9 protein-coding genes are annotated in these 12,608 nt (G+C 41.5%); 2 read left to right on the forward strand and 7 right to left on the reverse strand.

Annotated elements, in window-relative coordinates:
- Positions 1-25 precede the first annotated feature (25 nt).
- Genes CZ434_RS05710 through CZ434_RS05720 form a run of 3 tightly spaced genes read right to left on the reverse strand, consistent with a single transcriptional unit; the run spans position 26 to position 3,949 of the window.
- Positions 26-2,623: a YfhO family protein gene (locus CZ434_RS05710; protein WP_077622235.1), complete on the reverse strand. Its 2,598-nt coding sequence runs from the start codon at positions 2,621-2,623 to the stop codon at positions 26-28.
- Between the two features lie 13 nt (positions 2,624-2,636).
- The gene (locus CZ434_RS05715; RefSeq protein WP_077625081.1) at positions 2,637-3,005 is read right to left on the reverse strand and encodes a GtrA family protein; all 369 of its coding nucleotides are present in this window, start codon (positions 3,003-3,005) and stop codon (positions 2,637-2,639) included.
- A gap of 5 nt (positions 3,006-3,010) precedes the next feature.
- Positions 3,011-3,949, reverse strand: coding sequence for a glycosyltransferase family 2 protein (locus CZ434_RS05720; RefSeq protein ID WP_077622236.1), 939 nt, complete (start codon positions 3,947-3,949; stop codon positions 3,011-3,013).
- 278 nt (positions 3,950-4,227) lie between these two features.
- On the opposite strand from CZ434_RS05720, the gene CZ434_RS05725 reads away from it, so the two are divergent.
- Together CZ434_RS05725 and CZ434_RS05730 are read left to right on the forward strand one after the other, a co-directional pair.
- Entirely contained in the window at positions 4,228-5,931 is a 1,704-nt protein-coding gene (locus tag CZ434_RS05725) for a BCCT family transporter (protein ID WP_077622237.1), read from the forward strand.
- A 100-nt stretch (positions 5,932-6,031) separates the two neighbouring features.
- The gene (locus CZ434_RS05730) at positions 6,032-6,640 is read left to right on the forward strand and encodes an NAD(P)-binding protein (RefSeq protein ID WP_077622238.1); all 609 of its coding nucleotides are present in this window, start codon (positions 6,032-6,034) and stop codon (positions 6,638-6,640) included.
- Positions 6,641-6,706: 66 nt separating this feature from the next.
- Here CZ434_RS05730 and cobA read toward each other — a convergent pair whose 3' ends face one another.
- The 4 genes from cobA to nasC all read right to left on the reverse strand — a co-directional run bounded on the left by cobA (position 6,707) and on the right by nasC (position 12,566).
- Positions 6,707-7,489, reverse strand: coding sequence for a uroporphyrinogen-III C-methyltransferase (gene cobA / locus CZ434_RS05735; RefSeq protein WP_179107352.1), 783 nt, complete (start codon positions 7,487-7,489; stop codon positions 6,707-6,709).
- A 41-nt stretch (positions 7,490-7,530) separates the two neighbouring features.
- Positions 7,531-7,848 carry a nitrite reductase small subunit NirD gene (gene nirD, locus CZ434_RS05740; protein ID WP_077622240.1) on the reverse strand — a complete coding sequence of 106 codons (318 nt, stop codon included), beginning with the start codon at positions 7,846-7,848 and terminating at the stop codon, positions 7,531-7,533.
- 52 nt (positions 7,849-7,900) lie between these two features.
- Positions 7,901-10,312: a nitrite reductase large subunit NirB gene (gene nirB / locus CZ434_RS05745; RefSeq protein WP_077622241.1), complete on the reverse strand. Its 2,412-nt coding sequence runs from the start codon at positions 10,310-10,312 to the stop codon at positions 7,901-7,903.
- Positions 10,313-10,400: 88 nt separating this feature from the next.
- Positions 10,401-12,566, reverse strand: coding sequence for an assimilatory nitrate reductase catalytic subunit NasC (nasC, locus tag CZ434_RS05750; RefSeq protein WP_077622242.1), 2,166 nt, complete (start codon positions 12,564-12,566; stop codon positions 10,401-10,403).
- Between the last annotated feature and the right edge of the window lie 42 nt (positions 12,567-12,608).

A 12,608-nucleotide genomic window follows, 5' to 3' on the forward strand; every position in this document is an offset into this window, starting at 1 on the left:
AACTGCTATCTAAAAAAGGACGGGTTTATTCCGTCCTTTTTCGCGTCCTTCTTCTCCAAATTATTATTAAGATAGTCGACACCAAAGCTGCTGCCATTGTTGTCTTAAAATATGGTGGATAATAAACAAATATTACCTTATTCCTCCCAGGGTCAATCGCGGTTCCCAAAAAAGCATAATTTGCCGTTTTCACTGGATGTTTCTCCCCATTCACGTAAACCTGCCACCCTTTCTCGTGTGGGACAGGAATGGCTAGGTATTTATCATTTTGTTTATTTTCAATATTTATTTCAATCTTGTTACCACTTATCGATACATTACTGTCATTGTTTACAGTTGATTTTTTCACATCTTTTAGTACTTGATAATTTTCCGGATACAATTGGAAATTTTTGATTGTGTAATTTCCCTCAGGCACTCTTAGTGAAATCACTTCATCACGTGGTATTCGTATAGTTATATCGTCCACTTTCGTCCTGTAAATGGATTGTCTCGATTTACGGCTTGTTTTGAAGTTGTCGACATGTAAAGGAAACGCAGGCGCACTCTTAGAATTATTTTGCAAATGAAACGACAAATAATAATCCTTGGCAGATTCAGGGGGGTTTTCAAGGTGGAAATCCAAACCTCCAGTTTCTCCTTTTACCACCAGTTGATTATCCCGATATCCAGCATTAACCGGTTTAACATCCACCTGGTCGAATATATCTGGTACAGTTTCGGTAGCCGCTTCTCCCCCTTTATACTCTTCCAACACAATACCTTGCAGCATGGCATGTTCTCTTTCTGGGATGGAATTCGATTCCAATTCTTTTTCGGAAAATATATTACTGGAAGTCTGCACAAAGGGAAGCGAGTTGGCATTTTTATAGACGACATAATTTGCACTTGACATATACTTTTCAAATCCATATGGGACGTTTTCCACTTTTTCTTTCTTATACATAATGTATTTCCCGCCAAACCGGCTGTACAGATTAGCCCTGTCCCCAAAACCAGAGTATCTGCTGACACTTTCTCTTTTCATGTCTATTTCTAAATCATGATAATAAAAATAAAGGATTTCTTTGTTGAGAATACTGGAGTAAACACTTGTTCCGGCAAAATCCTGAATGATAGGTGTATTATTCCGCCCATCTGTTTTCCATTCGAGTCTTGGCAATACAGCTGGATCGGCTTCTAATACCCTGTCTATTAGCTTTGATTGTTCTTCTGAATAATAGTTTTCGCTCAATATATAGTCTTTCGTCACCTTTTCTACGTTCCCTGTCTCATATAACTTCCGTTTTTGGTAGTCATTCACATGGATAATCTGGGCAGTTAAGATAACTAGCAATAACATTCCATATATCCATTTATTTTTGGAGTTCCGGACTAACATCGTTATTATCAGGATGGCCAAAGCCGGTAAGATAGTCCGCTTCAAATAAGGCTCATCCATATTTAGAGAGGCATCCTTCATAAAAAATAATAAATACAGATAAAAAGTTAAAATACAGGCTTGAATCATTTCTCTAAAAGTAACTCTGCGTAATAGTTCCAACCCGCTTGCAACTGCCCCTCCAATGGCAAAAGAAGCCAAATACTCATATCGATGTTGGGGTGCTGACATTCCATTGAAAAAACTAGCCGCCAACGGTACAAAGTGCAGCACTATAATCAGCAGACTCAACATAGCAAATAATCGGAATCGTAGGTTCTTGTAAAAGGTAAATACAAAGGAAAACAAAACAAAAACCGCCGGCACTATTAATAACCGGCTGTCAAACAATATATTACTTGTCATATCCAGCCTGGGTACATATTGCTGATAATCAGGACGGTAATTTTGAAAAAATCCATAAACCGATGGAACAAAACCCACCGAACCAATACCAAAACCAAGCAACCCTGATACAAAATACATTTTCCACTGAGCAATTCTGTCTGCTTCATTTTTCCCAAGCGTCAAGAATGAACGGCAGATAATATAAACGCCTATAAAACAAAAATTAATAAAGGCAAAGTAAAAATTGTCGAATAAAGAGATAGCTATTGCGACTGTGAGCCATACCGGCTGTTTCTCCCTGATCACTTTTTCGACGCCAAGTACTAACAAAGGAAGCCAAAGAAAAGCATCACCAAAGAACTCCCAATATGTGACATGGCGAAAATACATCCCTGAGAGCCCATAAAGGACAGCTCCTGTGAAGGAAGACAGAAGGCTGATTCTCATATAACGAAAAACACTGGTTGTGATCACCAGGACAAGCATTAACCGTATTATGCTAATAAAAACGGTTGCTTGCGCCCAAAACAGTATGTCCGTCTGCCCGATGACGGACAATAGCTCAAAGCCGTATAAGATCAATACAGTTATAAAGAAAAAAATATTCAAGCCATAATAATAAGCAAGCTGAGTATATGTACTTCCTCCCAGACCGAATTCAAATGAATAAAAGAAGTTTCCACTTGTAAATTGTTCATACAGCATTTTCCTGAAAGGAACCATTTGCGATAGTCCATCATTCGGACCGGCCATATAGACCCCATTCGCCCATTGAATGAGGAAAAAACCATGTGCCAAAATCGCTGTAATCAAACTAACGAAAACGAGCAACAAAATTTTTTTACTGTTCTTCATATAAAAGCCACCATTACTTTTTCAATATTTTGCTTGTGACGACGAATGTGATCGGTACTGTCAAAAATACTGCGACAATCGGAGCGATGTTGCCATTCCAATTCAATAAATCGACAAATACATAAACAAAGAATGATGAAACAGGCATGTTTACGAGCTGGGTCAAAGGAAATTTCAGAAACTTCATGAGTGTGGGTTTCACTTTATAAGTAAAATAGACATTCAAAAAGAAAGAGAGAATAAGGCTAATTGTAAATCCGATTATATGGGAAACCATATAATGCCAACCAAGGAAGTTATAACAAATCAAATAGAGTATATAATAATTAGCTGTGTTCAGTCCGCCCACAATCATAAAACGGACTAATTCATGATTCAACATTTTCCTCATCTTTCTCTATCCATGTTCGTATCTTGTACTAGATAATGTGGACGGCGTTTCGTTTCCAAATAAATTCTGCCCACGTATTCACCGATGACCCCTAAACTCACTAACTGCACTCCGCCAAGGAACAGGATGGAAGCTATCAATGTAAAGTAGCCTGGAACTTCAATGCCTGATCTAATAATTTCAATCAGCATGAGGAAGATATACAGCAGGGCCAGAACCAAAACCGTAAGTCCCACATACAAACACATTCTGAGCGGTTTATTATTAAAGGATACTACTCCCTCGATTCCATAATTGATCAAGCTTTTATAAGACCATTTAGAATCCCCGTTATCCCTGATTTTATTTTGATAAAAAACAGTCTTTCGGTCAAAACCGATCCATGAAAACAATCCTTTTGAAAAGCGATTGCCTTCAGACAATTTTTTTATCGCTTCGACGGCCTGTCTACTCAACAAGCGAAAGTCTCCTTCTCCATCTTTCAGTTCTACATCGACTACACGATCAATCAGTTTGTAGTAAACAGAGGAAATTGCAGACCTTACCTTTGAGTCGCCTTCTCTATTCCGTTTGGCCACTACTTGATGATATCCTTCTTCGTATCCAGCCAGCAATTGATGGATCAGTTCTGTAGGATGCTGTAAATCTGCATCCATAATGATGACTGCATCCCCACCTGCGTGCTCAAGCCCGGCTATCAGTGCCGATTCCTTTCCGAAATTTCTTGTGAAGGATATATATTTCACTTCCTGATTTCTGCTGGACAACAGCTGGACAAGCTGCAATGTATCGTCTTTACTCCCATCATCGACAAATACTATTTCATAACGATAATTTGTTTTGGCAAATTCAGCGGTTAAAGCTTCGTAAATGAGCATGACATTCTCCGATTCATTATAAGAAGGAATCAGAACTGAAACAAAGGTGGATTCCATAAGTGTTTCCTCCGATACAAAATAACTTTGTCCATAATGGTGGCAACAACGTTTAACCTCATTTTGAACATATTCCTTTACGATATACCCATTCATGCCAGCTGCTAATCTAACCGCCGTATAGTTAAGCAATTCTAACTATTTACATAAATACTTAGTAATTGATACGGTTTAGATTACAAGAAAAAGCGGTATTAATAGTTAAAACTTAATACATACCGACTATTAAATCACAGAGGGGAGGATTGTGTGCAGATTCAATTGCACAACTTATTTATATGAACGATGAAAATTATTTTTACGAGGCCAAGAAACCTGGCTCTGTCTTAATTATCTCGGCTATACTGGTTGCCTTGTTCGTTGTTTGGGGAGCTGTTTCCCCAAAGAGCCTGAATACACAGGCGAATGACGCGCTTGGCTGGATGATTGAAAACTTCGGCTGGTTCTACATGTTGATCACTGCATTTTTTGTCCTATTCGTTATTGTCCTGGCGATAAGTCCATATGGGAAACTAAGACTTGGAAAACAAGAAGATCGTCCAGAATACTCTTGGTATTCCTGGATTGGAATGTTGTTTGCTGCAGGTATAGGGGTGGGATTTGTCTTCTGGGGTGTTGCAGAGCCTGTACTTTATTATCTTGATCCCCCGGACGGGTATTCCCCCTCCACCAGGGAGTCGGCTATCGCCGGGCTGCGTTATGGTGTCTACCATTGGTCCCTGCATCCATGGGCCATCTTCTCGATTGTCGGCTTGACGTTGGCCTATGTTCAATTCCGTAAAGACAAACCAGCACTTATCAGTTCTGCTTTCTATCCATTAATAGGGAACCGTGTGGAAGGATCTCTCGGCAAGGCTATTGACATTCTAGCTGTGCTTGCCACCTGTACAGGAGTGGCGACCACTTTCGGGTTGAGCGCCATGCAAATTACCGGGGGGCTTTCTTATATCTCCAACATACCGAACACTGCCTGGACCCAAATCATCATCATTGCCATTGTGACTGTTCTATTTATCACATCTGCTGCAAAAGGGGTTAATAAAGGCATTAAAGTGTTAAGCAATATCAACCTGGCTGTTGCCGCTTTGCTGCTCATCTTCGTGATAGTGGTGGGACCTACCCTATTTATCGCCGAAAGCTTTGTAACGACTCTGGGTGGATATATTTCCAATGTTGTGCCAATGAGTTTGACAATGACCCCATTCTCAGAAAGTGAATGGCTTGGAACCAATACAATCTTCTTTTGGGCATGGCATATATCCTGGGCTCCGTTCATGGGAATGTTCATTGCCAGAATTTCAAGAGGGCGCACGATCAGGGAATTCATGGCAGGGGTTCTGATTGTACCTTCCACACTAGCTCTTGTTTGGTTCACGACTTTTGGCGGGACTGCACTTAATTTAGAGATGAACGGTCCTGGAGGTATCGGAGAACTTGTGACAGGCGAGGTGGAAATCGCATTATTTGCGACGTTAGGAGAACTCCCGCTAAGTGCAATTACCAACATTATCTCAGTCATATTGATCTTGATTTTTTTCATTACTTCTGCAGATTCGGCCTCCTATGTTCTCGGTGCAATGACTTCCAGAGGCAGCCTGGAACCATTATTGTCTGTCAAAGTATTATGGGGATTCCTGATCGCAGGAACGGCAAGCGTTTTGTTGTTGAGCGGCGGTGGAGGATTAAGCGCCCTCCAAACAGCTTCGATTATCGCCGCTCTTCCGTTCGCCATCATTATGTCAATAATGATCATTTCACTATTTGTCATGTTCGGCAAGGATTGGAAAGCTGAAAAACAGAGGCGGCAGGAGAATCAATTTGCTTCGGTCAAAGAGGAAATCCGTGAAGAATTTTTAGATGAAATGAAAGAAGAAATGTACCTAGAGGTCAAAGATGACCTATACGAGGAAATCAAAGATGAAATGAAAGAAGAGATATTGGATGAAGTGGAGACACAACCACATCAAAAACGAACAAAATGATCATTTTCGAGTGTCCGATATGGACACTCTTTTTTCATGCCAATAATTGTAGGTTCAAATAGAACATGAGATAATCTATTTGAAAAGGAGAGTAATAAGTATGGCGCATATTCCATTGATGGTTAATTTCAAAGGCAAACATATAGTCGTAGTAGGCGGTGGGAGAATTGCTGCTCGGAGGATCAACAACCTTCTAGAAAGCGATGCGACAATCACGGTGATCAGTCCTAAGGTGAATGAAGAAATTGCCTCCCTCTTCCATAAAAAGAAGATAGTTTGGATGCCGAAGAACTTCTCGGACGATGACTTATCTAAGGCTGACTTGATTATTGCCGCCACTGATAAAGAAGCTATTAACAAAGCCGTTGTCGAAGCGGCCCCTTCCAACAGTCTTGTGAACGCTGCTGGTGACTCCGCGACGGGTAATGTTCATTTTCCGGCCCAGTTCAAGCGAGGGAAATTAACTATTGCCGTATCTACTAACGGTGCGAGTCCCTTGCTGGCAAAAAGAGTGACGGGTGAACTAGCCGGACGCTTTACGGAAGACTATGAATTTTATTTGGAATTCCTGTTCGAAGCAAGAGAAATTCTGAAGAAATCAAATTTATCCATCCAGACACGGAATCAGTATCTCCGAAAATTTTTAGAAGAAACATATTTGGATACTTCCGTTCAAGACCGTACACTTGACTGGCTGCGTTCTCTTTAAAAAACAAACCTGTAAAAACCTTTCTACCGGAAGTTTAAGAAGGTTTTTACAGGTTCTCGTTATGCGTCAGGCATGCAACGCTTTTTCTCCCGTTGATTGTATGTTAAGTGTTTCTAAATTCAATAACCGTTCTCTGAAACGGACAACTTCCCCGACAATTATCATGGCTGGATTGTTAATAGCCGCTTTATCAACTTCGGCCACAATAGTATTAATAGTCCCTGTCACGATCTTTTGCTCTATTGTGGTTCCCTGCTGAATAATCGCCACCGGCATGTCCGCATTTTTTTCATTTCTTTTAAGTTGATCACAAATATAAGTTAAGTTACTGATCCCCATGTATATTGCTATGGTATCGACATTTTCAGCCAGGCTTTTCCAGTCTATTTCCTTATGTTTCCCTTTGCAGCGATGACCGGCAACCATGGCAACGGAACTGCCAAACTCCCTATGTGTGACAGGTATACCAGAATAGGCAGGGGCAGCTATGCCCGACGTAATCCCTGGCACGACTTCGAATGGAATGCCATTTTTGGCCAATGCTTCCGCTTCCTCTGCCCCTCTCCCGAATACAAACGGGTCTCCGCCTTTTAATCTTGTCACAGTTTTGCCCTGCTTTGCATATTTCACCAGCAGATGGTTTATTGTTTCTTGTTTGAGAATATGAAAGTTCGGATGTTTTCCGCAGAAAACCAAATCGGCCCCTTGCCTTGCTTCTCGCAGTAACTCTTCATTAACCAATCGATCATACAAGACAACATCAGCTGCCTTGATACATTTAAGTGCCTTTATTGTGATTAAGTCCGGATCGCCGGGACCCGCCCCCACCAAATAAACTTTCGATATAATGGCCCCCTCCTTTTTAGTTAAACTTGAAAGCTATTGGCAAACTACATGATTACATATACTCTGTCGTCAACTGTCTCGACCTCGAACGTTTGTACACAGCCTACATCCGGCTCCTGTACTTGACCATCAACTACGCTGATTTTCCAATCATGCATTGGACAAAATACATGCTCACCACTTACCATTCCTTCGGCCAAGACACCTCCCTTATGTGGACATCGGTTTTCAATTACTCGTATCTCACCGTCGGCCAATTTAAACACGGCTAACTCTTTCTCACCGATTGTTACAGTTCTCCCCAGTCTTTCCGGCAGTTCATTTATTTTAGCGATAAACACTTTATTTAACATTGTTTCCATTAGAATTCCCCCTAATGTTGATGAATGGTAATCGGTTTGTATTTAGGAATCACTATTTCGCTCCTGTCGGTACCTTTACACTCTTATACAGGTCTCTCAATATTGTTTGATCTTCCAGCGCTTGCTTCCAAGGTTCTTGCACTACTGCCAATGCTTCGTTCATTCGATGGTTTAGATCAATAAAGGTCTTTTTGTCTGTCAGCACTTCTTTGACATGTTCCATTCCGACTCTTTCAAGCCATGCCGAGGTCCTTTCCAAGTAATTGGCATTTTCCCGATAATATTGCAAGAAGGCGGCTGTATAATCAAGAACTTCTTCCTCTGTTTTTACTTTGGCCAGTAGCTCGGCTTTCCTCATATAAGTTCCGCCGTTCCCACCGACATAAATTTCAAACTCTCCATCAAGACCAGTTATCCCCACATCTTTGATTGAACCTTCTGCACAATTCCTCGGGCATGCGGACACGCTCATTTTCACTTTATGGGGTGTATTCAGACCTTCAAACTTCTTCTCCATTTTTATTCCAAGGCCAATGGAATCCTGTGTACCGAATCGGCAGAAATCGGCACCTACACAAGTTTTGACCGTACGAAGGCCTTTTGCATAGGCAGACCCTGACGGCATGTCCAACTCGGACCATATTTTCGGCAAATCTTCTTTTTGAACACCGAGGAGATCCAGTCTCTGTCCACCTGTTACTTTGATCATCCTTACTTGGTATTTGTCTGCGACTTCTGCTATCTTGCGCAGATCATCAGAATTGGTGACACCTCCGTACATCCGGGGGACAACCGAGTAAGTACCATCATTTTGAATATTGGCGTGCAGCCTCTCATTAACAAAACGGGACTCCCTCTCATCCTTGTATTCAGCTGGCTTCAACATGCCCAGATAGTAGTTCAAAGCAGGTTTACACTTTGAACAGCCTTCTTCCGTTTTCCAACCAAGTACATTCATGACTTCTTTGGTGTACATCAGCCCTTTGTCCTTTATTTCTTCAATCACTTCATCTCTAGACAAAGAGGTACATGCACATATGGATTCTTTTTGATTCGCATCATACTCCTCACCCAATGTATATTCCAACAAATCAGAAACAAGGGATTGGCAGCGCCCGCAAGACCGCGAAGCATTTGTACATCCTTTAACTTGCTCCACTGTTGTAAGATCCTGGTTTTTTATGGAATCAACGATCGTTCCTTTGGTAACACCATTGCATCCACAAATAATTTCTTCATCAGGCATGGAAGTCAAAAGGTCCTGTCCTGACTCATCAGGTCTGTCATTCTCCGTATACTCTTCGATCGATGCCCCTTTATTGATTAAACTTAACAGTCTGTTTCCATCTTTTGTATCACCGAACAATACCGCTCCTGAAATCTTACCATCATTAACCAGCACTTTTTGATAGACACCGCGCCAGTCATCGAATACTTTAATGGACTTTGTTTCTTCATTTTCGTTGATTGTACCCGTGGAAAATACATCTACCCCGGAAACCTTCAATTGAGTCGAAAGGATAGATCCCTGATAACCTTTCGTTTCTATCCCACAGATTCGCTTAGCCAATACTTGCCCTTGTTGATACAGAGGGGCAACCAATCCATATACCATCTGTCTGTGCTCTGCGCACTCACCTACTGCAAAAATATTGGGATCATTAGTTTCTAAATAGTCGTTTACCAGGATACCCCTGTTGACTTCAAGATCGCATTCCCTAGCAAGGCTGACGTTAGGTTTAATTCCTACTGCCATAACTACCAAGTCAGCTTTGAGAACCTCTCCATCTTTAAACCGAAGCCCTTTGGCCCTTTTCTTCCCGATAATCTCTGCAGTATGCTTTTCTAAATGAAAGTTCATTCCTTGTGCTTCCAATTCTTTCTGAAGCATTTTTCCCGCCGGTTTGTCCAATTGGCGTTCCATCAAATAATCAGAGATATGTATGACATCGACCTTCATGCCCAAATTCAATAAGCCCCTGGCTGCCTCAAGACCTAACAGTCCTCCACCGATTACTGCAGCTTTTTTATATTTCTTGGAGTAATCAACCATTTTTTCGCAGTCCTGAATATCCCTGAATGCTGTCACTCCTTCCAGATCGGCACCCGGGAGGGGCAGTATGAATGGAACAGAACCAGTAGCGATAATTACTTTATCGTAATCAACGTTACGGCCTTTATCTGTATAGATTTTTTGGTTTATTTTATCGATGGCAGTTACGGTTTCACCGGGATATAATAAAATGTTATTATCTTCATACCATTGCCAGCTGTTTAAGGTTATATCTTCGATTACCGTATCACCTTGTAAAACTTTTGAAAGCTGGATTCTATTGTAATTTGGATATGGTTCACTTCCAAATATGGTGATATCAAATCGATCAGGCGATGTTTTCAGTACTTCTTCCACCGCCCGGACGCCCGCCATACCATTTCCGATGAGCACTAGTTTCTGTTTTGCCATGCAGATAAACCCTCCAAATTTTTGTATTATTTTGAATATTTACATCAGTTTATGGTCAAATCACTTTTCAATCAATAAGTATGTAAGATTACCTAACGTAGTTTTCCGACATGTCATTTGTATAAGCTGGCGAAACACGGACAGCAATTACTTTAAAACCCGGCATACTGCAGTCCGGATCCATTTTACCAGAAACCAATTTATTCACGTTCTGAGACTCCGTCCAATGGAAGGGAACAAATATGGTATCTTTTCTCATCTGCTTTGACCATTTGGTTCTGACTGTTATATTTCCATGTCTTGATTCGATATTCACAAGCATGCCCTCATCCAAACTATATTCTTTCCCGGTTTCAGGATGTATCTCCATAAATGATTCGAAATCTCTTGCTGCAAGTGCCGGACTTTTTCTCGTTTGTTCACCTGTCAAATATTGAGACATTACCCTTCCTGTTGTAAGAATAAGGGGATAATCGGAACAAGGCTCATCCTTCGGCACTGTTGAATGAATTACTTCTACAGACATTTTCGCCTTTCCGTCCTCATGAGCGAAACCATCGGTGAACAGCCTCTCAGTTCCTTTATCGTTTAATTCCGGACTTGGCCACAAAACCCCACTCTCTCTTCGTATTTTGTCATAGGTTATACCATAATAATCTGCCTTTCCTCCCCGGCTGGAAAGTCTTAGCTCATTAAAAATCTCTTCACTATTTTTAAAAGGGAAGTATTTTCCTTTTCCGATCTGTTCAGCGATTTCGCAGATTATTTGCCAGTCATGTTTTACTTCACCCGGTAATGGCCTGCATGCTTCTCTCAGCGTCACCCTTCCCTCGATGTTTGTCATTGTCCCTTGATCCTCTAAGTATGATGAGGAGGGGAGGACCAAGTCGGCCAGTTTGGCAGTTTCAGATAAAAACATGTCAACGACTACAAGCAATCTCAGTTTTTTCAAAGCTTGTCCTACAAAATGGGCATTAGGGTTAGATACCACCGGATTAGAGCACATGATAAACATGCCGGTAATTTCGCCCTGTTTCACTTTTTCAAACATTTCATATGCCGGAACGCCTTTACCCGGCAAGCTTTTTTCTTTCACTCCCCAGACGTCGGCCACATATTTCCTGTCCTGTTTGTTTTCAATGGACCGATATCCAGGCAACTGATCTGCTTTCTGTCCATGTTCTCTTGCTCCTTGTCCATTTCCCTGACCTGTAATCGCCCCATAACCAGAATTCACCTTTCCTATTTTCCCTGTGGCCAGCAGGATATTTAAAAAGCTGCGGACCGCAGCGGTACCATCTGTTTGTTGCTCCACACCTCTTGCCGTAAAAATCATTCCCGATTCTTCCTGCGCAAAAGTTGTTGCTACATGACGCATGTCTGATATCGAAACACCAGACATTGCTTCCACTTCCTTTAAATCCAATCTATGAAGTGAGTTTTTGACGTCCTCAAATCCATTCACTCGGGATTCGACAAAAGATTCGTCTACTAACTGCTCATCAATGATGATTTTCAACAGTGCACTGGCAATTGCCACGTCGGTCCCCGGCTTGTTTTGCAAATGGAAATCAGACATTTTAGTAGTGTCTGTCGGCCGTGGATCGATCGCTATGATATAAGCTCCATTCTTTTTTGCTTTCTCAAAATATGGCATAATTGTCGGCTGACATTCAGCTATATTCGTTCCAGCCAGGATAATGCATCGTGTATGCGGAATTTCATGGATAGTATTGGTGAATCCTCTATCGATTCCGAATGTCTGATTTGCAGCAGTGGCAGCTGCTGCCATGCATAACCTTCCATTATAATCAATATGCTTCGTTTCCAATGCCACTCTGGCAAACTTGCCCAGCAGATAAGCTTCTTCATTTGTAAGTGACGCACTTCCATATACGGAGAGTGCATCTTTACCATCCGTTTTCTGAATTTCGGCAAATCTTTTCTGAATAAACTGCAGTGCTTCGTTCCACGAGACTGGAACGAACTCACCATCAATCTTAAGCAGCGGCTGCTTGATCCGTTGATTATGCAGTGCATGTTGGTGTGCATTCATTCCTTTGATGCAAAGTCTGCCTGCGGTGGTCGGATTATCCTTTCCGATTGTTTTATATGCCTTTCTGGACACAACCCTTTGCTCAATCAGTTGCATTTTGCACTGCATGCTGCAAAACGGACATTGAGAATCATAAACTTTCTCTGATTGGACTTCCTGCTGCTTCCTCTGAAAGTATTTCAACATAAGCTCCGTCAAGTAAATCATCCTTTTCCGTCTTTTCTTGTTTAGTGCTCCCGT

The organism is Sediminibacillus massiliensis (assembly GCF_900156915.1).
Lineage (GTDB): Bacteria > Bacillota > Bacilli > Bacillales > Amphibacillaceae > Sediminibacillus_A > Sediminibacillus_A massiliensis.

Bases quoted from the DNA above. Each gene is read 5' to 3' on its own strand.
- CZ434_RS05710 (WP_077622235.1), bottom strand. From the start codon at position 2,623: ATGAAGAACAGTAAAAAAATTTTGTTGCTCGTTTTCGTTAGTTTGATT.
- CZ434_RS05715 (WP_077625081.1), bottom strand. From the start codon at position 3,005: ATGTTGAATCATGAATTAGTCCGTTTTATGATTGTGGGCGGACTGAAC.
- CZ434_RS05720 (WP_077622236.1), bottom strand. From the start codon at position 3,949: ATGGAATCCACCTTTGTTTCAGTTCTGATTCCTTCTTATAATGAATCG.
- CZ434_RS05725 (WP_077622237.1), top strand. From the start codon at position 4,228: ATGAACGATGAAAATTATTTTTACGAGGCCAAGAAACCTGGCTCTGTC.
- CZ434_RS05730 (WP_077622238.1), top strand. From the start codon at position 6,032: ATGGCGCATATTCCATTGATGGTTAATTTCAAAGGCAAACATATAGTC.
- nirD (WP_077622240.1), bottom strand. From the start codon at position 7,848: ATGGAAACAATGTTAAATAAAGTGTTTATCGCTAAAATAAATGAACTG.
- nirB (WP_077622241.1), bottom strand. From the start codon at position 10,312: ATGGCAAAACAGAAACTAGTGCTCATCGGAAATGGTATGGCGGGCGTC.